The 24853-nt window shown below is 56.5% G+C and carries 24 protein-coding genes; 19 read left to right on the top strand and 5 right to left on the bottom strand.

Going from position 1 to position 24853, the window contains the following annotated elements; all coding sequences use genetic code 11:
- Nucleotides 1-37: 37 nt before the first annotated feature.
- The gene (ffh, locus tag D9V82_RS03075; protein WP_121910914.1) at nucleotides 38-1678 is read left to right on the top strand and encodes a signal recognition particle protein; all 1641 of its coding nucleotides are present in this window, start codon (nucleotides 38-40) and stop codon (nucleotides 1676-1678) included.
- An 80-nt stretch (nucleotides 1679-1758) separates the two neighbouring features.
- Here ffh and D9V82_RS03070 read toward each other — a convergent pair whose 3' ends face one another.
- Nucleotides 1759-4026 carry an acyltransferase family protein gene (locus D9V82_RS03070; protein ID WP_121910913.1) on the bottom strand — a complete coding sequence of 756 codons (2268 nt, stop codon included), beginning with the start codon at nucleotides 4024-4026 and terminating at the stop codon, nucleotides 1759-1761.
- A 358-nt stretch (nucleotides 4027-4384) separates the two neighbouring features.
- Between D9V82_RS03070 and rpsP the strand changes: the two genes are divergently transcribed.
- From rpsP to rplS, 9 genes are all read left to right on the top strand, one after another.
- Nucleotides 4385-4873 carry a 30S ribosomal protein S16 gene (rpsP, locus tag D9V82_RS03065; RefSeq protein WP_121910912.1) on the top strand — a complete coding sequence of 163 codons (489 nt, stop codon included), beginning with the start codon at nucleotides 4385-4387 and terminating at the stop codon, nucleotides 4871-4873.
- Nucleotides 4874-5833: 960 nt separating this feature from the next.
- The gene (gene rimM / locus D9V82_RS03055; protein WP_121910910.1) at nucleotides 5834-6331 is read left to right on the top strand and encodes a ribosome maturation factor RimM; all 498 of its coding nucleotides are present in this window, start codon (nucleotides 5834-5836) and stop codon (nucleotides 6329-6331) included.
- Nucleotides 6328-7218, top strand: coding sequence for a tRNA (guanosine(37)-N1)-methyltransferase TrmD (gene trmD, locus D9V82_RS03050; RefSeq protein ID WP_121910909.1), 891 nt, complete (start codon nucleotides 6328-6330; stop codon nucleotides 7216-7218). The genes rimM and trmD overlap by 4 nt, the downstream gene beginning before the upstream one ends.
- A 5-nt stretch (nucleotides 7219-7223) precedes the next feature.
- Nucleotides 7224-7598 (top strand): hypothetical protein, encoded by a 375-nt coding sequence (locus tag D9V82_RS03045; protein WP_239088638.1) that lies wholly within the window; start codon nucleotides 7224-7226, stop codon nucleotides 7596-7598.
- Nucleotides 7599-7695: 97 nt separating this feature from the next.
- Complete coding sequence (locus tag D9V82_RS12570) at nucleotides 7696-7866, top strand: hypothetical protein (RefSeq protein WP_234457979.1); 171 nt, start codon at nucleotides 7696-7698, stop codon at nucleotides 7864-7866.
- Between the two features lie 18 nt (nucleotides 7867-7884).
- Nucleotides 7885-8034 carry a hypothetical protein gene (locus D9V82_RS12565; protein ID WP_234457581.1) on the top strand — a complete coding sequence of 50 codons (150 nt, stop codon included), beginning with the start codon at nucleotides 7885-7887 and terminating at the stop codon, nucleotides 8032-8034.
- Nucleotides 8035-8185: 151 nt separating this feature from the next.
- A complete protein-coding gene (locus D9V82_RS03035) occupies nucleotides 8186-10510 on the top strand; it encodes a Tex family protein (RefSeq protein ID WP_121910907.1) in 2325 nt (774 codons plus the stop codon).
- Between the two features lie 253 nt (nucleotides 10511-10763).
- Entirely contained in the window at nucleotides 10764-12971 is a 2208-nt protein-coding gene (locus tag D9V82_RS03030; RefSeq protein ID WP_121910906.1) for a YhgE/Pip family protein, read from the top strand.
- 172 nt (nucleotides 12972-13143) lie between these two features.
- Entirely contained in the window at nucleotides 13144-13488 is a 345-nt protein-coding gene (rplS, locus tag D9V82_RS03025) for a 50S ribosomal protein L19 (protein WP_005278655.1), read from the top strand.
- Nucleotides 13489-13820: 332 nt separating this feature from the next.
- Here the strand turns inward: rplS and D9V82_RS12560 are convergent, their stop codons facing one another.
- Genes D9V82_RS12560 through D9V82_RS03010 form a run of 3 tightly spaced genes read right to left on the bottom strand, consistent with a single transcriptional unit; the run spans nucleotide 13821 to nucleotide 15861 of the window.
- Entirely contained in the window at nucleotides 13821-14792 is a 972-nt protein-coding gene (locus tag D9V82_RS12560) for a hypothetical protein (protein ID WP_234456535.1), read from the bottom strand.
- Nucleotides 14793-14797: 5 nt separating this feature from the next.
- Nucleotides 14798-15631 carry a hypothetical protein gene (locus D9V82_RS03015; RefSeq protein ID WP_121910905.1) on the bottom strand — a complete coding sequence of 278 codons (834 nt, stop codon included), beginning with the start codon at nucleotides 15629-15631 and terminating at the stop codon, nucleotides 14798-14800.
- Nucleotides 15632-15633: 2 nt separating this feature from the next.
- On the bottom strand, nucleotides 15634-15861 hold the full coding sequence (locus tag D9V82_RS03010; protein ID WP_234456536.1) for a hypothetical protein: 228 nt from the start codon (nucleotides 15859-15861) through the stop codon (nucleotides 15634-15636).
- Nucleotides 15862-16286: 425 nt separating this feature from the next.
- Between D9V82_RS03010 and lepB (D9V82_RS03005) the strand changes: the two genes are divergently transcribed.
- From lepB (D9V82_RS03005) to D9V82_RS02970, 8 genes are all read left to right on the top strand, one after another.
- Nucleotides 16287-16982, top strand: coding sequence for a signal peptidase I (gene lepB, locus D9V82_RS03005; protein ID WP_234456553.1), 696 nt, complete (start codon nucleotides 16287-16289; stop codon nucleotides 16980-16982).
- Complete coding sequence (gene lepB, locus D9V82_RS03000) at nucleotides 16960-17697, top strand: signal peptidase I (RefSeq protein WP_121910902.1); 738 nt, start codon at nucleotides 16960-16962, stop codon at nucleotides 17695-17697. Before lepB (D9V82_RS03005) ends, lepB (D9V82_RS03000) begins: the two co-directional genes overlap by 23 nt.
- Nucleotides 17684-18325, top strand: coding sequence for a ribonuclease HII (locus tag D9V82_RS02995; protein WP_121910901.1), 642 nt, complete (start codon nucleotides 17684-17686; stop codon nucleotides 18323-18325). The genes lepB (D9V82_RS03000) and D9V82_RS02995 overlap by 14 nt, the downstream gene beginning before the upstream one ends.
- Before the next feature lie 61 nt (nucleotides 18326-18386).
- Nucleotides 18387-18692: a DUF2469 domain-containing protein gene (locus D9V82_RS02990; protein ID WP_005278666.1), complete on the top strand. Its 306-nt coding sequence runs from the start codon at nucleotides 18387-18389 to the stop codon at nucleotides 18690-18692.
- 183 nt (nucleotides 18693-18875) lie between these two features.
- Complete coding sequence (locus D9V82_RS02985) at nucleotides 18876-19289, top strand: YraN family protein (RefSeq protein WP_121910900.1); 414 nt, start codon at nucleotides 18876-18878, stop codon at nucleotides 19287-19289.
- Entirely contained in the window at nucleotides 19276-20841 is a 1566-nt protein-coding gene (locus D9V82_RS02980; protein WP_121910899.1) for a YifB family Mg chelatase-like AAA ATPase, read from the top strand. Before D9V82_RS02985 ends, D9V82_RS02980 begins: the two co-directional genes overlap by 14 nt.
- Nucleotides 20838-22019 carry a DNA-processing protein DprA gene (dprA, locus tag D9V82_RS02975; RefSeq protein WP_121910898.1) on the top strand — a complete coding sequence of 394 codons (1182 nt, stop codon included), beginning with the start codon at nucleotides 20838-20840 and terminating at the stop codon, nucleotides 22017-22019. The genes D9V82_RS02980 and dprA overlap by 4 nt, the downstream gene beginning before the upstream one ends.
- Nucleotides 22020-22041: 22 nt before the next feature.
- Nucleotides 22042-22959 (top strand): tyrosine recombinase XerC, encoded by a 918-nt coding sequence (locus tag D9V82_RS02970; RefSeq protein WP_121910897.1) that lies wholly within the window; start codon nucleotides 22042-22044, stop codon nucleotides 22957-22959.
- A 7-nt stretch (nucleotides 22960-22966) separates the two neighbouring features.
- On the opposite strand, the gene D9V82_RS02965 is transcribed toward D9V82_RS02970, so the two are convergent.
- Nucleotides 22967-23488 carry a M23 family metallopeptidase gene (locus D9V82_RS02965; RefSeq protein ID WP_234456537.1) on the bottom strand — a complete coding sequence of 174 codons (522 nt, stop codon included), beginning with the start codon at nucleotides 23486-23488 and terminating at the stop codon, nucleotides 22967-22969.
- Nucleotides 23489-23880: 392 nt separating this feature from the next.
- Between D9V82_RS02965 and rpsB the strand changes: the two genes are divergently transcribed.
- Nucleotides 23881-24714 (top strand): 30S ribosomal protein S2, encoded by an 834-nt coding sequence (rpsB, locus tag D9V82_RS02960; protein ID WP_121910896.1) that lies wholly within the window; start codon nucleotides 23881-23883, stop codon nucleotides 24712-24714.
- Nucleotides 24715-24853 lie beyond the last annotated feature (139 nt).

The following is a 24853-nucleotide window of genomic DNA, read 5'->3' as shown; positions in this document are numbered from 1 at the left end:
ACTTTAGATCGATTTAAATTAAGGGAGCGCATCCGTAGTGTTTGACTCACTATCAGACCGCCTGCAGTCAGCCCTGGCGGGCTTGCGCGGCAAGGGCAAATTAACTGAGGCGGATATCAACGCCACGACTCGTGAGATTCGTTTGGCATTGCTCGAAGCTGACGTTTCTCTGACGGTGGTGCGCGGGTTTATCAAGCGCATTAAGGAACGCGCCCGCGGCGCGGAAGTATCTGAGGCGCTCAACCCCGCCCAACAAGTAGTCAAGATTGTCAATGAGGAGCTCATCGAGATCCTCGGCGGGGAAACTCGCCGGTTAAACTTGGCCAAAAAACCACCAACTGTCATTATGCTGGCTGGTCTGCAGGGTGCCGGTAAAACCACTTTGGCCGGCAAACTGGCCAGCCACCTCCAGAAAAAAGGGCACACGCCCATTCTGGTGGCCTGTGATTTGCAACGCCCAGGAGCTGTGCAGCAGTTGCAGATCGTCGGCGAGCGCGCGAATGTCCCGACTTTCGCCCCGGACCCGGGTACTTCCCTGGATTCCAATGACCACGAGATGGGTACCTCGCATGGGGATCCGGTGGACGTCGCCAAGCGCGGTATCGCTGAGGCACAGCAAAAGCAACACGATGTGGTTATCATCGATACCGCCGGCCGCCTGGGCATTGATGAAACCCTAATGACGCAGGCGCGCAATATACGCGATGCCGTAGACCCGGATGAAGTCTTATTCGTCATTGACTCCATGATTGGACAGGACGCCGTGCAAACGGCGGAGGCTTTCCGCGATGGCGTGGATTTTACTGGCGTGGTTCTCACGAAGCTGGATGGTGACGCCCGCGGTGGTGCAGCGTTGTCCATTCGGGAAGTGACAGGCAAGCCGATTTTATATGCCTCCACCGGTGAGAAGCTTGATGATTTCGATGTCTTCCACCCAGAGCGTATGTCCAGCCGGATCCTGGGCATGGGTGACTTGCTCTCCCTGATTGAGCAGGCGGAAGCCACTCTGGATCACCAGAAAGCTGAAGAAGCAGCCGCCAAGCTGGGCTCCGGTGAGCTCACGCTGAATGACTTTCTTGACCAGATGTTGATGATTCGCAAGATGGGGCCGATTGGCAACCTGCTGAAGATGATGCCTGGCGGCAAGCAGATGAATGAAATGGCCGCCATGGTAGATGAAAAGCAGTTAGATCGTATCCAGGCCATCATTCGCGGTATGACCCCAGAGGAGCGCGAAAACCCGAAGATTTTGAACGCGTCGCGTCGTAAGCGCATCGCCAATGGTTCCGGTGTAAGCACGTCCGAGGTCAACCAGCTCATTGAGCGCTTCAACCAAGCCAAGAAGATGATGTCCAAGATGGCCGGCCAGTTTGGCATGGGTGGTGGCGGGCGTTCTGCCACCAAGAAAAAGCCCAAGGGGCGCAAAGGCAAAAATGGCAAGCGCAAGAAGCGTAAAGGCGGCGGTGGCAACCGCGGCCCCCAGATGCCGGGCGCTATCCCGGGAATGGCAGGCGGTATGCCAGGAATGGAAGAACTACAGCAGCTGCAGCAGCAACTGGGTGGCCCCGGCGGCGGTCGCCTCGGTACCGGTGGAAAGATTCCCGGTATGCCCACGATGCCCAAAGGTATGGGGGATATCGACCTCGATAACCTCAACTTTGGCAAGGGGAAAAAGTAGCCGACCAGAGTTTTAAATCGAAGGTGGCCCATTACCTGTGCTGTAATGGGCCACCTTTTCCTGTCGTTGTGAGTACACCGTCATACCGGGTCGTTTTCTGGGGTATTGGGGTACGGCACCGGGTTTGCTCCTCGCGGGCTACCGGTAGTGGGGGCGGCTGGAGATTCCTTTAGCGCTGCTTTCGCTTCTTCAGGGGAGATTTTTGGCGCCTCTTGCTGGACTTTTTCGCCGTTCAAGAAGGGCGTGAGAGCTTCTCGAATCATCGGCATTGCGGAATCTACAAAGGCGTTGGTGATGTGGTGCATATCGCGGTAGACCATGGTGTTGCCAATGATGACGGGGCAATCCCCATCAGCGTCGCAGAACCACGGCGCGGTATCGAGCGACAACATATTCTCGTATTGTGATAGGACTACCGCACCTGGATCATAAGGCCGATAGACTTGTTCAACACGCATACCGCAACCATCGGCATCCTCTTTGGCGACGTAGCACTCATCGAATTCGCGCGGTTTCCCGTCCTTATCGAATCCCCACGGGTTATCGCGGAAACCCAGGAAGGGGATATCGCGCTTGGATAGTTCGTCCCAGAATGCTTTGTAGCCGGCAGGTACCGCGTCAGGGCCATGCCCATATTTATTTTGCGGGCGGGTGGTATTGGAGATGACTACTGCCGGGTCGGCCCTGGCGATGCGGTCCATGACTAGCTCTCCCCATTCGGCGCATTCCGGGCTGACCGTGACGTCATCGCCAAGCTCGATGGGGCAGCCTTGGCGCAAGAGGGGAACGAGCTTAAATCCCATTTCGCGCCCTAGACGATCGAGGGCAGAAGAATACTGCTCTGCGTGGGACCCTCCCACCAAATATACTTCTGTGTCGGAGCTGGTATCGCCGAAAATACATGGCGTCTTGCCGTCCTTGCGCGTTTCAAAGAAGAAATCGGCAGGTTGGCTATCGGGTACGAAACACCAATTCGCAGCAACCGGCGACTGGATGCTTCTGGCCACGACGGGATCTGGTTTGATTTCTACGCCGCCTGGAGGGGTGATGTCATCGAGGAATGTGGTGGCGCCGGGATACTTCTTGGGGTTGAGTATCTCCGCGTCAGCGATATTGAGGGCCCGCAGCCACAGGGGCTGAATGAGAAGCAGCGCCGTCACGCAGCTGCCGACCAGGACACCGCCGATGGCTCGACCGGCCCCGGCACGGGTAGACAAACTAGAGAAGGCCTTGTGTGTCGGAAGATCCTCTTCCAAGGGTCGCTTGCGGTGCTGGCGGAGAGGGCGCTCGATGAATCGATGTGTGATATCCGCAAGCAGCAGGGAAATGACAATAATAATGATGCCTAGCCACCATGGCGGGGTCTGCTGGCCCAAATACGAGGTGGACACAATGAGCAGAGGCCAGTGCCATAAATACAGCGGGTAGGCCACCTCGCCGAGCCAGCGTGCCTTGGCAGAAGCCATGGCCTTAGAAATCGTGCCGCCGCCGCCCAAAATGATAAGCACGGCACCGCCCAGGGGCAAAAGCGACAGCGGGCCTGGGTAGGAGGTGGTCTCTGCGATGAGGGCACCGGTAGAGACAACCATGAAAAGACCAAGGCCGGTAAATAAGTCATAAAAGCGGGCAGGAATCTTCCACGCGGAGCCGTAGATGGCTAGAACCGCACCAAGGGTCAGCTCCCAGGCGCGCGACCATGTGGAATAGTAGTTCTCCGGCGTTCCGTGCAGCCCATGGCGCGAGGCGTAGGCAAAGGAGGCGACGGTTACCACGATGAGAATCGGGCCGGCGATGTGGTTGACCGTGGGGAAAGGGACTGGGCGCAGAGAAGATTGCTGCGGGCGCAGCTTCATTATCGCAGCAAGGATGAGGGCGAGGGCAATGCCCATGAGGTAGAACTGGCCTTGCACGGACATTGACCACATGTGCTGCAGCGGGGATGTATCGGCGGCGGCCGCAGTGTAGTCGGCGTTTTGGCGGGACAACTCCCAGTTCTGGTAGTACAGCACTGTTGCCGTGATTTGCTGGGTAAATGCAGTGTGCATGAGTTGTGGCGTGAAAAGGCGCACCAAAATATACGTCACACCGATGACTACTACGAGGCTTGGCACCAAGCGGCGCAGTGTGCGCCAGATGGGCCACCACGGGTTCAAGGATGCGTTGGGCTTGCTGGCATAGCGCAGCTGTGAGCCTAAGAAGAAGTAACCGGAAAGCAGTAAGAAGACATCCACGCCCCCAGAGACACGACCTACGAAGACGTGGTAGATAACTACGAGGCCAATTGCGATTCCGCGCAGACCATCAAGGTCATAGCGGTATCGAAAGTTGCGTGGAGAATCTTTTGGCATAAAACGTCATTTCGTGTGCTTGTTCATGGGGAAAACAAACTCGGCTTACTCGCGAGCCTTCTAGGGCGAAGGTGTACGTCCGGCTCACAAGGGTACTCCCTAAAGGTCTCAGAAGCATAACGGGCCTAGGCAGCGGGGAGGGGAAGTGAAGATTTTAGAATAATGCCGGCACGCGCTAAAGTGGATTAGGTTATCGCAGCAGTGCGAACTGCTGGTGATAATGAGATGTTTCATTCTGCGTAACACCGTTTCCGTCTACGGTCGGCCGGTACGTCACGCGCAGATAAAATCCAAGGGTTGAACCGGCGTGCTAAAAAGCATGCGTCTGAACTGCCCAGTGACTAGAAAAGGAGCCATCATGGCTGTCAAAATTAAACTGCAGCGCGTAGGTAAGATTCGCGTCGCTGAATACCGCGTAGTGATCGCAGATGCTCGTACCCGCCGCAGTGGCAAGGTTATCGAGAACATTGGCATCTACCATCCGAAGGAAGAGCCTTCCCTTATCAAGATCGACTCGGAGCGCGCACAGTACTGGCTGTCCGTTGGTGCGCAGCCCACTGAACCTGTCTTGGCACTGCTGAAGGTAACCGGTGACTGGCAGAAGTACAAGGGACTGCCTGGTGCAGAAGGCACCTTGAGGGTTGCTGAGGAGAAGAAATCCAAGCTGGAGATCTTCAACGAGGCATTGGCTGAGGCTAATAACGGCCCAACTATCGAGGCCATTACCGAAAAGAAGAAGGCTAAGCAGGAAGCAAAGAAGAAGAAGGAAGCTGAAGAGGCTGCTGCAGCTGAGGCTGCCGCTGCTGCTGCCGGCGAGGCAGAAGCTTCTGAGGAGTCCGCAGAGTAATCTGGCCCGTCTCCAGCGCTCTCTACTGAGAAGAACGCTGTGCATAAACTTCATCCCCCTTCGGTCATCGTTTCATTTGTGTGCGATGCCGAGTGGGGGATTTTTCCTGCTTGGCTACTGCCTGAATCCTAGTGCCTAGCGCTTTTTCACCGCGCGGCCACGATTCGAGCCAATCGCCTTACGCATCGCCCGGATATTCAAAATTCACCCCACGCAGGCAGCCTGTGACCACGGGCTTGAAAAGTTATGGATGTCCGCCTGCGGAAGTTCGGATAGGGACTTTTAATGGCATGCATGGTACAGCCATGGACGGTGGACCAGGAAGGCAGGCTATTGTGCAGAAAGTATTACTTATTTGGTGTTTGGCCTAAGGCCTGCGCGGGTGCTGGCGCGAATGCTAATAGTCTTGTGGCTTTTCTTTAATTTTCCTCACAGGGGTCTATGTTGATCAGCCCGTCAGCATCGTTAACAGCATAAGTGCAGGCTGCATGTCCGCCTGCTGTGCAGGTGAATCCGAATCCATAACCGGTAGGGGCGCGGCAACGCTATGTACGTGGTATGCCGGCAAGTGCACCATGGTACCCGGGATTAGTCTGACTGTTTTCTCCCCGCAGGTGAATAGCACTTCGCCGCGTATCACCTGCACGGTAATGGGGTGAGCGGCCTTGTGATCCGGCAAGGTTTGGCCAGGGGAAAAACTAAAAAGGATGAGATTTGCGCGATCACCTTTGAAGACCCGTCTGACTCCAGGGCGCTGGCGTTGGGGGTCGGTGGGAGGGGCCAGCGCTACTAGGTCAAGGTCGGTTAAGGGCGAGTCCGGACCCTCCTGACGCGTACCACGTAGCTCTGAAGAAAAGGTGGGTGAGTCGTTCATACCTCAAGCGTAATGCCTAGCGGCGGGATTGTGAGCAACGCGGTAGGAGATAAAGATAACCGGGTGCATGCGGTAAACTCTGCGCCATGGAATTAATGATTGGGCGCGTCATTAAGTCGCATGGGATCAAGGGAGAAGTAGTGGTAGAACCCACTACGGATGAGCCTGAGGTGCGCTTTGCGGTGGGAGAAAAGTTGCAGGGAAAGCAGGGCCGCAAGGAGCACGAGCTGACAATCTCTGCGGTGCGCAGCCACAAGGGGCGGCTTTTGGTGACATGCGAAGAAATTGTAGATCGCACGCAGGCGGATAGTCTGCGGGGGACTCAATTTTTTGCCGCCCCTTTAGAGGGCGATGACGAAGGCTTTTATGATCACGAGCTCGAAGGGCTGCGCGTTATCCACCACGGTGTGGACATCGGCTCCGTTGCCTCCGTTGTGCACGGGCCTAGCCAAGATCTCTTGGAGGTTGAGCTGACCGCGGGCAGCTCCGCCCTGGTGCCTTTCGTTCATGCCATCGTTCCGGAAGTCGATTTGGAAGCCGGCAGGTGCATCATCGAACCCCCAGAAGGGCTGTTGGATTTATGAAGCTCGATGTAGTGACCATATTTCCGGAATACCTGCAGCCGTTGCGCCATGCTCTTTTAGGTAAGGCCATCGAGCAGGGTCGCCTTGAGGTGAGTGTGCACGATTTGCGGCAGTGGTCCACGGATGCGCATAAATCAGTCGATGACTCGCCTTTTGGCGGCGGCCCAGGAATGGTCATGAAGCCTGAGGTATGGGGCCCCGCGCTTGACGATGTCTCCCTCGGGACCACCGCCCCCACCCTCGCCTCCGCCTCGCCGCACCTTAACCGCCCGCGCCACGATGAATTAGAAGGGGTCGAAGCCCAGGTGTATAGCACCGGTGCTGCGAATGCCGAGCGAGAGGGCGACAGCGAAGGTGGTGACCTTCCACTGTTATTGGTTCCCACCCCTGCTGGGGCACCGTTTACCCAAGCTGATGCGCGGGCATGGTCCACCGAGGAGCATATTGTTTTTGCTTGTGGGCGTTACGAGGGTATCGACCAGCGCGTGGTCGAAGATGCGAAGAAGCGCTACCGCGTGCGGGAGGTATCCATCGGGGACTACGTCCTTATTGGCGGGGAAGTTGCGGTTTTGGTGATAGCAGAGGCTATCGTCCGTCTTATCCCGGGGGTATTGGGCAATAAGCGCTCGCATGAGGAGGATTCATTTTCTGATGGCCTATTGGAGGGCCCGAGCTATACCAAGCCGCGGGAGTGGCGCGGGCTTGCGGTGCCGGAGGTGTTGACCTCTGGAAACCATGGACTGGTAGACAGGTGGCGCCGAGAACAAGCATTGGAACGTACTTGGCGGCGCCGCCCCGAGTTATTGGACCAGGTGGAATTGAGCAAGACGGATAAGGCATTTATAGCTCACTTACGCGAGCATGAATCGGAAGGTAAGGCACAGTAGTGCAGGTGAGCGTGGATCTCTCCGTGCTGATGCCCGCGGAAGAATGGGAAGAGCTCCAAGCCGAGATGCCTGAGAGATTACGCACTGCGGGTTTTAGGCCGGTGAATATTTTTGCCACTGTGATTGCTCAGTCACCGCCGGAAGACAGCCCGTTGGCCCAAGAATATGAACTCGGTACTGGCACCGAGGCGGGAAATACGCCGCTGTGGCGGGTCATCGTCAACGGCGATACCACCGTACCCCTGCCTAAAATCGCGCCCATGGTCGCTGAGTGCCTACCACCCACCGCGGCGTGGTTGGGAAGTGCAGAAATTGGGCATACCGAATTGGCGTGGTCGGCCGAGCCGGTGTGGAGCGCAGAATCCAGCGAAGAAAATTAAGAAAAATTCCCTGGAAAACTTGTATCGGTGCTGGGGTAGTGCTGCTGTAAGTGCAGCACACACTCGCTTTTTTACTTGCTCTCCAGGGGTTTCTCGCATGACTTTTCCCAATGGAAATGATTTTGGTGGATACAACCAACAGCCGCAGTACAACCAGTACCCAGCGTATTCTCAGCCGCAGCGGAGTCGTGGCGGAAATGGGCACTCGTGGGGCGACTACACGAGCTATTACGCTGCCACGGGCAGAACCTTAGTAGCCTTGGCCTAAAACGTTTACGATACCTTCATGAATAACTGGGTGGCCGGCGGCGGAACGAATGTCACGGTGAGCGTTTATTCACCGACTACCGGTAGTACCTATACGATGTACCGCTCCGGTAATTCCTCGCGGGTGAGTTGCTCTGGCGGCGATAGGGACAAGGTAGTCATCTACTAAAGCAAATTAGTCTGCTCCTCTTCTTGCTGCTTTCAGAGTGTGGGAGGGGAGTTTTTTGAATGCCCCGTGGCAGGAGGGGTGAGGAGAAGGGCATGCGGTAGATTGGGTGGGTCGCCCACCAAGCTTTGAAATAGAAGTGTGAGGAATCTACGTGAATATTGCGGCCACCATTGCGAGGGAGATTGGTGCTCATGAAACCCAGGTTTCAACGGCGCTGAAGCTTTTGGCAGAGGGAAATACCGTGCCTTTCATTGCGCGCTATCGCAAGGAGGTTACGGGTGGTCTGGATGACGCGCAATTGCGCACCATCGAAGAGCGGGCCACTTACCTGCGCGAGTTAGAAGAGCGTAAAGAGACAATTCTCACTGCCATCGAAGAACAGGGCAAGCTTAGCGATGGCCTGCGCGCACAGATTCTTGCCTGTGATACCAAGGCTAGGCTTGAGGATTCGTATCTACCGTATAAAAAACGGCGCAAGACAAAGGCAGACATCGCCCGCGAAGCCGGCTTGGAAGGCTTGACCGACAAATTGATTGCGCAGCCGACTGCCCTGCCGGAGGAACTGGCGCAGGGGTATCTCACGGAAGGTTTTGCGGATACTAAGAAGGCATTGGAGGGTGCGCGCTCCATTCTCATCGATCGCTTTGCGCTTGATGCGGACTTGGTAGGTGGCGTGCGTGAGCACATGTTCAACCAAGGTGCCATGCAGGCGCAGGTGGTAGAAGGAAAGGAAGCGGAGGGGGCGAAGTTCAAGGATTACTTTGACTTCAATGAGCCCTTTTCTTCTTTGCCTTCTCACCGCATTCTGGCGCTACTGCGCGGGGAGAACGAGGGGGTGCTGCGGCTGCACCTCGATGCCGGTGACGATGCTGACTACGAAGACCTCATCGCGGATCGTTTCGGGCTGGATCGCAGCTCCGCGTGGCTAGATAATGCCGTGCACTGGGGATGGCGCACCAAGCTGTACGTCTCCTCCAGCCTGGATGTGCGACTACGTTTGAAGGAAGTAGCAGAAGAAGGCGCCCTTAAGGTTTTTGCAACGAACCTGCGCGATGTGCTGCTTGCCGCACCAGCGGGCCAGCGCGCCACCATCGGCCTTGACCCGGGTTATCGCAACGGCACCAAGTGTGCTGTGGTGGACAAAACGGGCAAGGTGATTGATACCACCATCGTCTACCCGCATCAACCACAAAATCAGTGGTCGAAGGCGATGCAGACTCTGGCCACGCTGTGCGCTCGCCATTCGGTTGACCTCATGGCCATCGGCAATGGCACTGCCTCCAGGGAAACGGAAAAGCTCGCACACGAGATCGCTGACCTGCTCAAACAGGAGGGCGGTCAGCGCCCGACGCCCGTCGTGGTATCCGAATCCGGTGCATCGGTTTACTCCGCATCACAGCTGGCGGCGGAGGAGTTTCCCGATATGGATGTCTCGCTACGCGGGGCGGTCTCCATTGCTCGGCGCCTGCAGGATCCACTAGCAGAGCTGGTGAAAATCGATCCAAAGGCCATCGGTGTGGGCCAGTATCAACATGATGTGAATCAGACTTCGCTAGCGCGGACGTTGGACGGTGTGGTGGAAAGCGCTGTTAATGGAGTCGGTGTCGATCTCAATACGGCCTCGGCGCCGCTATTGGAGCGCGTGGCGGGTGTTAACCCCACCATCGCCGCCAATATTGTGGCCTACCGCAATGATAACGGCTCTTTTACTACCCGCAAAGAGCTGAAGAAGGTGCCGCGCTTGGGGCCGAGAGCCTTTGAACAAGCCGCCGGATTCTTGCGTATTAATGGGGGAGCGGACCCGCTTGATGCATCCGCCGTTCACCCGGAGGCCTATCCCATTGTGACGCGGATTGCGGAGCAAACAGGGCTGGGTATCGGCGAGCTCATTGGAAATACCCGGGTGCTGGACAAGCTGGACCCCGCCGATTTCGCTGACGAGACCTTCGGTATTCCTACCGTCAGTGATATCATCGCCGAGCTGGATAAGCCCGGCCGCGATCCGCGCCCTGAGTTTAAGACCGCCACCTTTAAAGAAGGCGTGCATAAGGTCTCTGACCTTAACCCCGGCATGGTTTTAGAGGGCACGGTCACCAACGTGGTGGCCTTTGGTGCATTTGTCGATGTCGGCGTGCACCAAGACGGCCTTGTCCATGTCTCTGCCATGAGCCATCAATTTGTTTCCGATCCCCATAAAATCGTGCGTTCTGGCCAGGTGGTCAAAGTTAAGGTGATGGAGGTTGACGTTGATCGCCACCGCATTGGCCTGTCACTGCGGTTGGACGATGTGCCAGGCCAGCCTGCGCCGCAGCGTAGTGGCGGCGACTCGCCGCGCGGATCCGGCAAGCGCGGGGGTGAAAAACCCTCGCGCGCAGCGGGGAAGAAGGGCGGCCGCAATGTCGACCGCAGTGGCTCGCGCGGGCGCCCCGCAGCCAAAGGGACCATGGCCGATGCCCTGAAGAAGGCCGGCTTTTAACTGCTCTTTGTAGTGGCCTACCAGCACCCCAGGGCGGGCCACTGCCAGGATCGGTGGTGGGGGGAGTTTTCCCGCCAAACGGACACACGCGCAAGATCATTTCCATCACGTCGCAGTCGGTGTGGCACCCCAAGTACAATAATGGTAAGTTTAGTAAAACTAAATAAAAGACGTCCTTCTTCTCCTACTTCGGCGAGGAACTCCTGAATCGATGGGATAGGGGGCGCCGAACTATTGCCATAAGGAGACAACTATGAGTCGTGCGGCCGATAGCGGTCAAGGTGCTGGGGATCCCGCAGTGATGCCTTGGATAACCGGTGAGACGCGCAAGAGTCGCGGAGTGCTGGGCTGGCACCGCCTCCTGGACTGGCGCCCGCGTAGCGCTTTGTCGCGGGTGCTGATCGTTTTCTTCCTCGTTGCGCCCATCATCGTGGCCGGAACCATGATGTGGGCCATGTGGGATCCGTCCAAGTATATGCGCAATATTGACCTCGCCGTGGTCAATGAAGACGCCGGTGTGGACAGGCAGGGCAAGCACACCAACTATGGCGACCAAGTGGTCGAGGGCCTGCTGGATACCGATTATCTCAATTTCTCTGCGGTTAACAAGGACGAAGGCGATGAAGGCTTGGTCAAGGGTAAGTATTTGATGGTTGTGACGATACCGAGAAACTTTTCGGAACGAGCCGTGACTATTATCAGCGATAAGCCCGAGAAGCCGGAGATCAACTTCGCCACTAATGACTACTACGGCACGAATGGTTCGGTGATTTCTTCCAGCCTTATTCCGCGGGTGCAAACGAGTGTGGAAAACGCCATTTCCAAAAAGTATGCGGACCAGGTCATCGAGGGGCTCACTAAGTTGAGCGACGGCCTGAACAAAGCCGCGGACGGCGCGGGTCGACTCGATGAAGGCGTGGGAAAGCTGCAAGAAGGCGGCGGTCGCGCGATTGAGGGCATCAACAAGCTCGATGACGGTGCAGGTACGCTCAATAACGGAACGGCCGAGCTCCTCAACGGAACGACGCGGCTAAATGACGGCGTCGGACAGTTGCATGAGGGTGCGGACCGGCTAAGCGATGGCGCCGCGCGTCTCGATGATGGCGCCTCTCAGCTTGCCGATGGCGCCGATAGGCTCCTTGCCGGAACCGGCCGCCTCGCCGATGGTGCGGGCCAGATCGATGCCGGGGTCAACCAGCTCACGGGCATGCTCATCCCCGTGCTGAGGCAGGCCCAAGCCGTGGTGCCCAGCCTTACCGAGCTAGTAGACATCCTCCGTGGGCTCGGCATGACCCAGCAAGCAGACCAGCTTCATTCGCTCGTATCCAAGCTTGATCCCGCATCTAGTGGAAATATGGTGGGGCAGCTGGAAAAGCTTTCTGAAGGTACCGGCCAGTTGCACTACAACCTGTCCGATCCGCAATCGGAGTATCTCGGCGGCCTAACTAGGTTAAACGGCGGGGCACACCGCCTGTCCGATGGTATTAAGGAACTACGCGGCGGAGTAGGGAAGCTGAACAACGGTACCGCGCAACTGCAGGACGGTGCGTCCCGCCTGCAGGATGGTTCCTCTCGCCTCCACGATGGAACAGGTGCGCTCAAGGAGGGTACCGGCCGGCTGGCAGAAGGCGGAGCTGAGCTCAAGGGCGGCATGGACCGCCTCAAGGCAGGTTCTGGCGAACTCTCCACGAAGCTTGCCGAAGGCGCCGCCAAAGCCCCTACCGTCTCCCGCCCAGAGGATTCTGCGCAAAATGTGGCGGTACCCATTAACTTCACCGCATCCAATGTCCACCCCGTGCAAACGGTGGTAAACCCTGCGGACCCGACCGAGAAGAACATCACCGGCGGCGCGTCCATGCTCTTTGTGATCGTCTTCGGCTTTCTGGTGATGCTGCTGCTGGCGATGACGTTGCCGTATTACATGGCGCGTAGGGGAGCCCGGTTAAATAGCCCTGCGCGCAGCGTATTCGGTGCCTTTTTTGCCCTGACCGGATTGAACTTCCTTGTAGTAGCGTTTTTGGCCCTCATGTCTTCCACCCTCGGGTGGCAACCGGCCGGTTGGGCGATGATCGCGCTCGTCCTAGCTGCGATATCCGCCGTAGGTGCGGCGACCTACCAGTTCTTCCTCGTTACCTTTGGGCGAAGGATCGGTTCGATTTTTGCCGCCGGTGTCTTTGCCCTGGGCGTGATGGTCTTTGGCGGGGTATGGCCGGTGGTAGCGATTCCGCGTGCCCTCAGCCTGCTGCACCCTTTCCACCCGATGTCCTACGCTAAGGATGCGTTTACTCGGGCCACCGATGGCATTCATGATGGAACGTTCTGGGGCGCAATCATCATCCTCTTTAGCATTACGGTGGTTGCCGTGGTGGGTTCGTACCTCGTCCTCCGGGCGCGGCACCTGGGCACGGCAAAAATGCTCGATGAACATCATGCGCTGTTGCGCTCGCCTATGCCAGCCTAAGGTACTCCCAGGCTGCTCGCCCCAGGTAGGGTAGTAGAAACTGCGAACCGGAGGAATTTGGAATTGTCCAGTTCCTATGGAAAAATCAACATTCGTTCTATGTAACGGGCACGAACCGGTGAGGCTTTTAGCTGCCAGGGTCCTCTGTCCCAAACTGAAAAGGAATATTGGTATGACCAACATTATTGACAAGGTCGATGCAGCACAGCTGCGCGATGACATTCCGTCTTTCCGCCCCGGCGATACCCTCGACGTCAACGTCAAGGTTATCGAAGGTAACAACGAGCGTGCACAGCTCTTTAAGGGTATCTGCATCCGCCGCCAGGGTTCCGGCATCCGCGAGACCTTCACTGTGCGTAAGGTTTCCTTCGGCATCGGCGTAGAGCGTACCTTCCCGGTTCACTCCCCGAACCTCGAGTCCATCAAGGTCTCCCGCCGCGGCCGCGTCCGTCGTGCGAAGCTGTACTACCTGCGCGATCTGCGTGGCAAGAAGGCTCGTATCAAGGAGCGCCGATAGTTCTAGCGCCGCTGCGCGCAGCATTTCTCTCCCTTTCTTTCCCCACCCTCATGGCGCTGGGAAAGGATGGGAGAGTTTTATTGTGCCTTCCTCCTCGTGGTTTTAGTGTATCGTTGCAACACTTTTCCCTTAAGGAGAATGTAGTTGTATCTGGAGTTGTTGGCCCTTTTCATTCGTTGTCCGAGTCAGATCGTCGTGGCTTGGTCGCCGCGGTAGCCAGGCTTTGCAACTTGTAGATCTCGTCAAATGTGGACTTTCGGTACACCTGGTCGCTACAAGGCGCGGGGCCTGACCCCTGATGTGTTTAGGTTTCTAGGGGTTGGGTCCGGTTTCTATTCAGTAATGGGTGTTGATGACCAGGAGCGGAGGGGGCCGTCGTGGAGTCCTTGGAAAAATTGGTACTTTTCTAGCGGGATACGTGCCGGTGGATCGAAGTCGGGAGCTGCTGTTAACTCATTAGTGTGTGGGTCGACTACGTGTGCTGGTGTGAGACGGGCCAAGTAGCCATTGGTCCCATAGAAGGCGTCATCGTATGGGGATACACCTAGCGGAGCGAGGATGGCTTCTATTTGTTTCTCCCCGAACTGGGACCACATCATCTGTGCGTGTTCTTGTGTAAACGATTCTTGTGGGAATTCAGTGACCTTTGGCAGCGAGGAAAAATCAAACCCGTAATCTTTGAAAGGTTCACTTTGATCCTCGAGGTACGACATAAAACGATGTAGGGTGCCATCAGCTTTTAATTTTCTGTGGCTGCTTAAAGATCTGTAGAAGCAACAATCAAATCGCCCTAAAGAGTCATCGGGCAATTCGGAGGGAAGCGCGCACATCATAAAATCTATGTCCCCGTAGCTTGCGCGATGGAAAAAGGCTACATCGTCGGTATCTACCCACGGCGTATGCTTAATTTCGATGTAGTAAGGAACTTGTGACTCAATTTTTTTCTTGCGCGCCAGACAGTAGGCAAATTCACCAATCCGTGGCATCTTTGGTGCTTTGGTAAAGCAGCAGGGGCTAAAAACTGCAGTCCATTCTGACTCGGTGGGGACGAATACAAACTGTGTAGTGTGATTTTGCGGTTTAAGTAACTCTGCAAGCTGGTTCCTACTGGCCGATACTTTGTCCGCATGAACTACACATTCAACCTTTTGCTTCTGCCTGTGGAAATATTCCCTTGTATAAATGCTTTCTATTCCTGATGCCCACTGTTGAAATTCTTCAACAACGGTCGATAGTGGAAACCGCAGCAGCGCCACAGCATGGGATACCGGCGCGATGGAATTAGGGTAGAAATACTTCGTCATTGTCTTTAGTTCCCTTCGTGTTCGCGGTCCCAGGTGTGCTCGCGACGTTCAAATAAAGCGCATGGCCCGTACTTTTTAGGCAAAGGGTAACCACTATTGATGAGTGTTGCCCGTCCGGTAAGAAACTGCCTGTTGAAGGGATCGAGGCCGAAAAGCTGTGCGCAGTCGAAGAGATCATCGGTAGTGAACCGTTTGCGTAGCGGGCCTTTTTTGGTTTTGAGTCTTTCTAGTCCGGGGAAAGCGAAGTCTTCGCCGTCAGGCCAGTCGGTAAAAGCCTGGAACCGTGTTTCTCCTTCCCCGATTCCTACGATAAAAGTGTTGTAATCTCGGATTTCAGCGGCAGGGGCGCGTTTGCCGATAGCGGCATCCATATCGTAGGTGCCGATGATGAGGGACTTGCTTCCTGAGCGGTAATTCCACCCTTTGACGATTTTGCGTTCATCTGGCTCATCCACGATACGTAGCTGGGTCATCCCCGGAACAAAAGGAATAGAACCGTTATACCTAACGGTTGCGAAAAAATCGTGATAGTTGTTCGAATCATCGTTGATAAACCACACCCAATCAGGATTCGTGGTTTCCAAAACTGCTGCCCAACGACGAGGAAACTGCGGATCGTGCACCCCAAGGCGTAGCGCATGGGGAAGTTCATCGACGGTGGTATCAATGTTCACGTATTGCTGTGACCAGTAACTATTAGCGGCATCCTGATGTGTAAGGAAAACGCGGGACTGTGCGGCAGCCTCAACCGCATAATCAAAAGGCAGCTTCAAAAATAACTGATCATAAGAATACGGGGCTAGCAGATAATCAATATCGCGCCGCAGGTACACGCTCATCTTTAAATCCCTTCCCTAAGCGAAGCGACATAGTTGTCTACTCCGTCTCGATTGGCTTTGATGACTTTCCCAAGTTCAGAGGACTCATCAATATTGTCTAGAGTAAGCAACCAAATATCAGCATCCGGATTCGCATCCAACTGCTGCTGCGCATGGCGCAGCGCCCTGGACACAGGTGGGCGGTCAAACTCGGTTTTATTTGTCTTACCGTTCTTGTAGATGAAATTCAAATCGGGACGTCCACGACTGGTTACACTTAACTCAGCTTTTCCAGCGCTGGGGTCGAACAACTTGACACGCTCGATTCAAGTGATCTCCACCGGCGCCAATTTTATGCACACAAGATGTTCAGCGCTGTCGTGCTCGAGAAACACATCACACAAACCAAAAGCGAAGAAATAGCCGCCTAACCATGAGGTAGCTCCACTATGCGTCCGCAGATTGCGGGCAACACCAACCCCAAGTAATCATCAGCGTTGCAACGATCCCGGAGTCCGAGCTCGAATCATTTCGATTTCCTGTGAATTGTCTCGCGGCCACGGGAGCCAATCCGGCTCGTGTGCACGCAGTTGCTAAAATCTGACGGGTGAATAACGAAAGTATCTCGCCGGGTAAAGAAGCGGCCACGGGGAAAGCTACCACGGATAAAAAACAAATGCCGTGGTGGTTGGAGACTCTCATAGTCGTCATGTCTGTGCTGGTGGTCGTTGGACTATTTCAAAACTTCATTGGTCGCCAATATGTGATTCCTTCAGGATCCATGGAGCCGACGCTGCACGGCTGTGAGGGGTGCACAAATGACCGTATCTTTACAGAAAAGGTCTCGTACTATGGTGATAAGGGCCCGGAGCCAGGAGATGTCGTAGTCTTTAAAGGCACGGATGACTGGAACGCGGGTTACGTCTCACCGCGTTCATCCAATTCCGTCATTCACAGCATCCAGGATGCGCTGAGCTTTATTTCCCTGGCTCCTCCAGATGAAAATACCCTGGTCAAGCGCGTTATCGCCAGTGGTGGGCAGACGGTGTCCTGCCACGAAGGTGATCCTGCCGTCATGGTGGATGGCAAGCCGATAAATCAGGACTACGTACAGGATCCGCCGACCTACCCGGTGGATGAGTCCACCGGATCGAAAGCCTGCGGCGGCCCTTATTTCGGCCCGGTGAAGGTGCCTGAGGATAATATTTGGGTGATGGGGGATAACCGCACCGCATCTGCTGATTCTCGCTACCACATGGGCGATAATTTCCACGGCACGATCCCTGTTGAAAATGTGCGCGGAAAGGTGCAGTTCGTATTCTGGCCGTTCAATCGCATTGGTGGGGTTGATGACCCAGACATCCAATCCTAAGCCGCGACAACAGCGCTTACGCACGCGCGATTTTCTCGCTCCAGTCATTGGTGGCTTCGTGCTGTTGGTGCTACTGCAGGCCTTCGTTGGCCGTATGTACGTTATTCCCTCCGCGTCGATGGAACCCACGCTGCACGGCTGCACCGGCTGCGATAATGACCGCATCGCGGTGCAGAAGCTGAGCTATTACTTCCATGATCCAGCCCCAGGCGATGTAGTGGTTTTTGAAGGCCCAGAGTCCTGGAATGCGGAATTTGAGGTGCAGCGCTCCGAGAACGTGCTGATGCGCGGTGCCCACAACGTCCTTGCATCCGTGGGGCTTTTGCCCAATGGGGAAAATATCCTTGTCAAGCGCGTTATCGCCACCGAGGGCCAGACGGTCAAGTGCGAAGAGGGCGATTCCGCGGTGATGGTAGATGGCGCACCGATAGATCAAAGTTTCACGTTGGATCCGCCCGAGATACCGGTCGACCCCAGCTATGGGTCGCAGGCCTGCGGTGGCCAGTACTTTGGGCCTGTCACCGTTCCTGAAAGCAATTTGTGGGTCATGGGGGATAACCGCACCAATTCCCTTGATTCCCGCGCGCACATAGGCGATCACTTGCAAGGCACCGTGCCGGTGGCCAACGTGCGCGGAAAGGTAGAAGCCGTGGTGTTGCCCGTATCGCGCTTTGGTGGAGTTGACGACCCGGACATTCAGGATGCGGCGGCTTAAGCAGCAGCGCACTTTTGAAGTCGCTTTGGCTCGGGCGGGGCTCGGCCCTGTTGTTGGTGTAGATGAGGCCGGCCGCGGTGCGTGCTGTGGCCCCATCACCATCGCTGCCTGCATCCTGCCCGAGCGCATAGTACGCGAATTGGATACCTTGACCGATTCCAAAAGGCTCACGCCGCGCCAGCGAGAAACGCTCTTTCCCATCATTAAAGACAAGGCTGTGGACTGGGCTGTGGTACATATTAGTGCAGGGGACATCGACAAGCGCGGAATCCAGTACGCCAATACCTCGGGCATGCGCAGGGCGATAGCGCGTCTGGAAAAGCGCCCAGGATATGTGCTTTCAGATGCCCTTTTTATCCCCGGCCTTACCCAACCTCATCTTCCCATTATTGGCGGGGATGCGGAGGTACGCTGCATCGCGGCGGCAAGCGTGCTGGCTAAGGTAAGCCGGGATCACCTTATGCGGGATCTAGACGAGCGCTTTCCCGGCTATGGATTGGCTGGACATAAAGGCTATGGCACCAAAGCTCACGAGGCCGCAATTGCCGCTTTGGGGGCGAGCCCGCAACACCGGATGAGCTACAGCAATGTCCAGCGTGCACATGCTCAATTCACTGCGCGTGCCTAGCGAAAATTGTGGTTTTACGCGCTAAGCTAGGGCGAGCTATCCCATATTTTGGAGGTCCACAGTGAGTGCAGAGGAACTCGAAAACTACGAGGCAGAAGTAGAGCTGTCCCTTTACCGCGAATACCGCGATGTTGTCAGCCAGTTTTCTTATGTCGTAGAAACCGAGCGCCGTTTCTATTTGGCCAATGCTGTAGAGCTGATTCCCCATACTGCCGGGCCCGATGTGTACTACGAGGTGCGTATGTCTGATGCCTGGGTATGGGACATGTACCGTTCCGCGCGATTCGTGCGCTACGTGCGCGTCATTACGTATAAGGACGTCAATATCGAGGAACTGGATAAGCCGGATTTCATCATGCCGGACTAGGCATAGGGTGCCCTTGTCAATTCGGCGCCCGCCTCATCCCGCCGCAGCTGTGGATAACTTTGTGCGATGCCAAAGTTATCCACAGGCGCGGCGATTTTCTAGTTTTCGGGCTTGCAGCGGGCCCGCGTCCTGCGGTGTTCTGTGCGTGGAGCACAAACAGCACGAAAGAAAAGGACGCCGTACATGCAATTTGCATCCGATAAACACCTTGCCACGAAACACCTTGCCACGAAACATCTTCGTCATAGACAAGAACTAGGAAAGCGGGGAGAATCGTTCGCCGCTGGCTACCTTCGCCAGCGCGGATCTGACATCATTGCCGCCAACGTTAGATACCGCGTAGGAGAACTCGATCTTATCGGCCGCGAGCCAGATGGCACGATCGTCTTCGTGGAGGTTAAAACCCGGTCGACCGCCAGCTTTGGAATAGCCGAGGCCGTAACGCCACACAAGCTCTCCCGCATGCGTAGGGCCGCCGTCCAATGGTTAGGCGGCAAGCCGCTGGCCACAGTGCGCTTTGATGTCATAGCTCTCGTGGTAAAAGGCGAGGGTTTTGAGCTAGAGCACTTTACGGGGGTAGACGATGGCCCTCGGTAAATGTTTAGCAGTCTCCTTACACGGCGTGCTCGCCCGCATCATCAACGTCGAAGCTAACGTGGGACAGGGACTACCTGGAATCCATGTGGTGGGGCATACGGATACGGCGATATCTGAATCCCGCGACCGTATTAAGACTGCCGCTGCGAATTCCCGCCTGCCATGGCCGAAAACAAAGGTCATCGTGTCCATGTCACCGGCTTCACTACCAAAATCAGGTTCCCACTTTGACCTGCCCATGGCCCTGGCGATTTTGGCCGCCCACGTAGAACAACACAGTGCTGACTACGCGCGCACCGGGCAGGCGTCCAGCCCGGTTCTCGAAGAAACTCTGGTGCTCGGGGAACTGGGTCTGGATGGCACGGTGCGAGCTGTACCCGGCATTATCCCAGCATTGCTTGCCGCCCGCGAGCAGGGCATTATTACGCTCGTTATTCCGCCCGGAAATGCCGCCGAAGCTACCCTCGTTCCTGATATGAATGTACTGGTTGCTGCCACGCTTTTTGATGCCTTTGCGTGGGCCCTGGGAGAACGTGACCTACCTCGCGCAGCGACGTGCTGCGATGACCGCCCCACAGTTAGGTCCGCACGAGAGCGGCTCGACTATAGCGATATAGCGGGACAACACCATGCAAAGTGGGCAGCGGAAGTCGCCGCCGCTGGCGGGCATCATTTGTTGATGATTGGCCCACCGGGCTCCGGGAAGTCCATGATCGCCTCGCGCCTGCCCAGCATTCTTCCGGCCCTCAGCCCGGATCAGATGGTAGAAACCACCGCAGTCCACTCGCTAACGGGAACCCTCGGTCAAGTGGTTTCTCGGGCTCCTTTTATCGCCCCGCACTCCTCGGTCTCCCGCGCCGCGCTGTTAGGAGGCGGAAGCGGCCATCCTCGCCCTGGGGCCGTTAGCTTGGCCCATAACGGGGTGTTATTCCTCGACGAGGTCAGCGAGATCAGCGCGCCGGTCCTCGACGGTTTGCGTGCGCCTTTAGAAGAAGGCCACGTCCGCCTGGCACGAGCGCAGCAAGAAATAGACTACCCGGCGCGTTTCCAACTCATCATGGCCGCTAACCCCTGCCGGTGTGCTGCCGAGGATCCCTCGAAGTGTATCTGCAATCCGCAGGACCGCCTCAATTATTTATCCAATCTATCGGGGCCGTTGCGCGACCGCTTGGACATGGTGGTCACCCTGTCGGGGCAGTCGGCTAGCATTAACGCGGAGGGCGAAGAATCATCTGCTGCCATTGCTGAGCGGGTCGCAGCAGCCCGGGATCGCGCCCGGGCACGCTGGGAAGCTGACGGCATTCCCGCACGCGTCAATGGCGCCGTCCCCTCTTCCTATTTGCGCCGGCACCGTCCTGCCTCCGAATCTGCAATGATCATGCTGTCTGCCTATCTAGCCGATGGCGAGATTTCGCAGCGCGGGATCGACCGCGTCCTGCGTGTGTCGTGGACCTTGGCCGATCTGCACGGAAGATCCAGACCCGATCTCGCGGAAGTAAGTCAGGCCCTTGACCTTCGTTCGAGTCAGACGGTGGGGAGACTTTCAGCATGAGTGATCTTGATTTGTCTACTCCGCTTGCCACGTGGGTGTATCTCAATCGCGTGGTCGAGGGGCCGTCCGCCTCCTTGCAGGCCTTGCTGGAGCATCATTCGGCGGAAGAAATTGCCCACGGGATTTATCACCGAGCCGATTGGATCGGTCCACTTTTATCCCGTACTGCCGCGCGGTTTGACTGGGTGCGGCAACAAGAAGATCTCGCTGCGGCAGAGCGTGTTGGGGCGCGATTGATTACAGCCGATAGCCCGGAGTGGCCAGCAGAGGCATTTTCATCTGCCTTTGGTTTCTACCAGAATGGTGTGGACGCACCGGCCACTTTCGATGAACAAGCCGTACCGCCACATAGTTTGTGGGTACGCGGCTCAGCACTCAAACCTGAGGTAGGACAAGCCGTGGGAATCGTGGGCACGCGCGCCATTTCGCGCTATGGGTGGCAAGCAACCCAAAGCGTGGTTTCAGGCCTAGTAAACCACGAATGGACAATTGTCTCCGGTGGCGCTTTGGGGGTAGATACCGTGGCGCATGAGACCGCCTTGCGCAATGCGGGGCGCACTGTCGCGGTTGCCGCATGTGGAATCGATAAAACTTATCCGGCCCGCAATGGCGGGCTCTTCGATCAGATTGCCGACAATGGCTGTATTGTCTCCGAATTTGCTCCAGAAACCGCACCCAAGCGGCATCGCTTCCTTATCCGCAATCGCCTTGTCGCGGCGCTTAGCCAAGGGATCGTGGTCATGGAGGCGGCATATCGCTCCGGAGCGCTCAATACCCTCAACTGGGCGGAAGCTTTAGGGCGCGTTGCCATGGCCGTGCCGGGACCAATTACAACGAGCGGTTCGCTCGGGTGCCATCAGCGGATCCAGGACGGACGCGCCCAGTTGGTCGCCAGTGCTGACGAAGTTCGCGCCTTAGTCAGTCGCGCCGGGACGGTCGATCCAGAGGCGCAGTACGAAATGAATTTTGCGGCGTCATTAACGCAGCGATTATCGCGGAATGAGCTGCGCGTCTTTGATGCAACCCCGCCGCCAGGAAGTCCCGCGGCCACCGCAGAAGATATCGCGCGGGACGCTGGATTTCGCTTGCCACTCACGGTTCACCTATTGCTCGCCCTAGAAAAAATGTGCGTGATCGTACGCGAGGGAAATAACTGGGTTCGCTTAGAGATGGGTTGAAAAGGAAGTAAGCTCGTGGGGTATGAGTGATAAACGGAAGTTTGCAGGAAGTCATGCCCCGGTGGGGCAGATGGACGAGGCTATCGAGGATTTTGCGGACTTCCAACTCCACGTTAAAGGCCGTGCGGAGGCCACGGTGCGTGGCTACCGCGCTGACTTAAAAAACCTCGCCGAAGACATTTCTACTTTTGCAGATTTTAACCTGAATAACTTGCGGCAGTGGCTCGGCAACGCCGTTGCGGAAGGGAAGGCGCGCGCAACGCTGGCACGCAGGACCGCCTCAGTTAAAGCCTTTTCCTCCTGGGCGGAAAGGGAGGGCTACCTCAGCCGTGATGTCGCGGCACGGTTGGTAACACCGAAAGTAGGCCAGCATCTTCCAACAGTAATGACACCGCAACAGGCCGGCGAACTTGTGGGCAATGCTGTTTCTGTCGATGAAGCCCACTTTCAACGCGATAGCGCCATTTTGGAGCTGCTCTATGCCACCGGAATGCGCGTTGCGGAGTTGGTACGCCTCGATATCGGGGACGTGGACTTTAAGCGTTCCACCGCGCGGGTTACCGGTAAGGGTAATAAGCAAAGGGTCGTGCCCTTCGGTGCCGCCGCAACCGATGCCCTACAACAGTGGATAGACGGCGGGCGTACAGAGCTGGCGCGAGGAGATACCCGCGCCATCTTTGTAGGCAGCAGGGGAGCACGCATTGATCAACGCCAGGTGCGGCGCATCGTGGAAAAAGCTGCCGCGGTTACGGACGCTAGTGGCTTAACACCGCACGGAGTGCGCCACCTTGCGGCCACACACCTCCTCGAAGGAGGCGCGGACTTGCGTGTGGTCCAAGAACTCCTGGGCCACTCGTCTTTGAGTACCACGCAAATCTATACGCATGTCTCCACGCAACGTATTAAGCAGGTCTATTCCCAGGCGCACCCGCGGGCCTAGATAATTTTCATAAAGGCTTGAGCCGGATGACTGGCATATCCAGCAGGCTCAATGGATCAATGTAGCTGTCTTTGGCAATTCGGGCGCCCCAATGTAGCCCTGGACTGCCGTCTACTGGGTGGCCGAGCTTGCCGATGGTTTGACCCTCGCGGACCTCTTGTCCTTGGGTGACGCTCGCGTGCACGGGTTGATACGTCGTACGAATGCCGTCGGCATGGTCGATCGAAATGACCGGTGTGCCGGCAACGGTGCCAACAAAAGCAACGGTGCCGGACTCGGCGGCGACGACTCGGCCGCCTATTCGTAGCGCCATATCGACGCCGCGGTGACCTGCGCTCCACTTGTATTCGGGCTTATCAAATCCCCGCAGTACCCGAACTGGGTGTGGTTTTCCCGAGGCGGGATCGACGTATGCGGCGGCAGGCGCAGCGCACAGCAGTACTAAGGCACTGGTCAGGATGGTGGCGGTGGTTGGAAAGAGGGGGCATCGGCAACCGGCGTTGGTACGTGGTCGCGGCAATAGGTACATAGGGCCCAGTGTGTAGTACCGAGGTCAATAATGTCCTGTGAAGCGCGGGCTGGCTGTGGATAAACCGCCAGCGTTGGGGTGGAAGAAACTTCAGTGACAATTGAGGTTGAATGCCCAGAGAAACTTGTGGAAAAGTGCTCGTTCGGTTTGGAAAATCCAGCTGGCTGCGATTACTGTCATCGGTAGCAGTGTGTCCGCTCGATGGTGAGCATCATGGAGGCATTGACTACGCGCGACGAAGTGGTCGTATCCTGCGTCAAGGGTGCGGCGGTCCGGCAGCTGACAAGGTCCTTGGAAACAAGGTGTCGGCAGGGCCTTCGTTGCTAGGGTGCGGAATAAAACACCGTACATTTGAAAAACCGAAAGACAATTGAAAGAAAGCGAGCGAAATCATGGCAGTTGTAACCATGCGCGAGCTCCTCGACGCTGGTGTGCACTTTGGCCACCAGACCCGTCGCTGGAACCCGAAGATGCGTCGTTTCATCTTTACTGACCGTAACGGCATCTACATCATCGATCTGCAGCAGACGCTGACCTACATTGATGAGGCATACGAATTCGTAAAGGAAACCGTCGCTCACGGTGGCACGATCTTGTTCGTTGGCACCAAGAAGCAGGCGCAGGAAGCAGTTGCTGAAGAGGCGAAACGCGTCGGCATGCCTTATGTCAACCATCGTTGGTTGGGCGGTATGCTCACCAACTTCCAGACGGTCTCCAAGCGGCTGAAGCGTATGAAGGAGCTTCAGGCGATGGATGAGCGCGAGGACGGCTACAAGGGGCGCACGAAGAAGGAAGTTCTGATGCTCAATCGTGAGCGCGCCAAGCTTGAGCGTGTTTTGGGCGGCATCTCTGAAATGGCCAAGACCCCCTCCGCACTGTGGATTGTTGATACCAATAAGGAACACATTGCGGTTAAGGAAGCTCATAAGCTGAACATCCCGGTTGTTGCTATCTTGGATACCAACTGCGACCCGGATGATGTTGACTTCCCGATCCCGGGCAACGACGACGCAATCCGTTCCACCAAGCTGCTGTCCGGCATTGTGGCTTCTGCCATCGAGGAAGGCAAGAAGGCTCGCGAGGAGCGTCAACTTGCAGCCGCTAAGGAAGCCGCCGGCGATTCCGCAGAGAAGGAACAGCGTGATGCTGAGGCTGCTGCAGCTGCATCCGATCCTGCTTCTGCAGAAAAGGCCGAGGAAGCACCCGCGGACAAGCCTGCGCAGTAGGCTTGCTTCTTGTGAGGATTCTTTCTTAACTGCACTTAATTGAATACCCCACGCACATTTCGGTGTGGGGCAGCTAGGGAATAATTCCTGTGCAAGGCTGTTTACCTAACCCCTACCACCGTGTGCTACGGCGGTGGGG

This window comes from Corynebacterium macginleyi (genome assembly GCF_003688935.1).
Taxonomy (GTDB): Bacteria; Actinomycetota; Actinomycetes; order Mycobacteriales; family Mycobacteriaceae; genus Corynebacterium; species Corynebacterium macginleyi.
The sequence above is the reverse complement of the archived record's forward strand: the minus strand, read 5'-3'. Positions and strand labels throughout refer to the sequence as shown.

What these genes read in the sequence shown, in the direction of transcription:
- D9V82_RS02985 (WP_121910900.1), top strand. Translation starts at nt 18,876, where the DNA reads ATGCAATTTGCATCCGATAAACACCTTGCCACGAAACACCTTGCCACG.
- D9V82_RS03015 (WP_121910905.1), bottom strand. Translation starts at nt 15,631, where the DNA reads ATGAGCGTGTACCTGCGGCGCGATATTGATTATCTGCTAGCCCCGTAT.
- D9V82_RS03030 (WP_121910906.1), top strand. Translation starts at nt 10,764, where the DNA reads ATGAGTCGTGCGGCCGATAGCGGTCAAGGTGCTGGGGATCCCGCAGTG.
- D9V82_RS02995 (WP_121910901.1), top strand. Translation starts at nt 17,684, where the DNA reads ATGCGGCGGCTTAAGCAGCAGCGCACTTTTGAAGTCGCTTTGGCTCGG.
- trmD (WP_121910909.1), top strand. Translation starts at nt 6,328, where the DNA reads ATGAAGCTCGATGTAGTGACCATATTTCCGGAATACCTGCAGCCGTTG.
- D9V82_RS12570 (WP_234457979.1), top strand. Translation starts at nt 7,696, where the DNA reads ATGACTTTTCCCAATGGAAATGATTTTGGTGGATACAACCAACAGCCG.
- rpsP (WP_121910912.1), top strand. Translation starts at nt 4,385, where the DNA reads ATGGCTGTCAAAATTAAACTGCAGCGCGTAGGTAAGATTCGCGTCGCT.
- D9V82_RS12565 (WP_234457581.1), top strand. Translation starts at nt 7,885, where the DNA reads ATGAATAACTGGGTGGCCGGCGGCGGAACGAATGTCACGGTGAGCGTT.
- D9V82_RS02965 (WP_234456537.1), bottom strand. Translation starts at nt 23,488, where the DNA reads ATGTACCTATTGCCGCGACCACGTACCAACGCCGGTTGCCGATGCCCC.
- D9V82_RS02970 (WP_121910897.1), top strand. Translation starts at nt 22,042, where the DNA reads ATGAGTGATAAACGGAAGTTTGCAGGAAGTCATGCCCCGGTGGGGCAG.
- rpsB (WP_121910896.1), top strand. Translation starts at nt 23,881, where the DNA reads ATGGCAGTTGTAACCATGCGCGAGCTCCTCGACGCTGGTGTGCACTTT.
- rimM (WP_121910910.1), top strand. Translation starts at nt 5,834, where the DNA reads ATGGAATTAATGATTGGGCGCGTCATTAAGTCGCATGGGATCAAGGGA.
- lepB (WP_121910902.1), top strand. Translation starts at nt 16,960, where the DNA reads ATGACCCAGACATCCAATCCTAAGCCGCGACAACAGCGCTTACGCACG.
- D9V82_RS03070 (WP_121910913.1), bottom strand. Translation starts at nt 4,026, where the DNA reads ATGCCAAAAGATTCTCCACGCAACTTTCGATACCGCTATGACCTTGAT.
- D9V82_RS12560 (WP_234456535.1), bottom strand. Translation starts at nt 14,792, where the DNA reads ATGACGAAGTATTTCTACCCTAATTCCATCGCGCCGGTATCCCATGCT.
- D9V82_RS02980 (WP_121910899.1), top strand. Translation starts at nt 19,276, where the DNA reads ATGGCCCTCGGTAAATGTTTAGCAGTCTCCTTACACGGCGTGCTCGCC.
- dprA (WP_121910898.1), top strand. Translation starts at nt 20,838, where the DNA reads ATGAGTGATCTTGATTTGTCTACTCCGCTTGCCACGTGGGTGTATCTC.
- lepB (WP_234456553.1), top strand. Translation starts at nt 16,287, where the DNA reads ATGCCGTGGTGGTTGGAGACTCTCATAGTCGTCATGTCTGTGCTGGTG.
- rplS (WP_005278655.1), top strand. Translation starts at nt 13,144, where the DNA reads ATGACCAACATTATTGACAAGGTCGATGCAGCACAGCTGCGCGATGAC.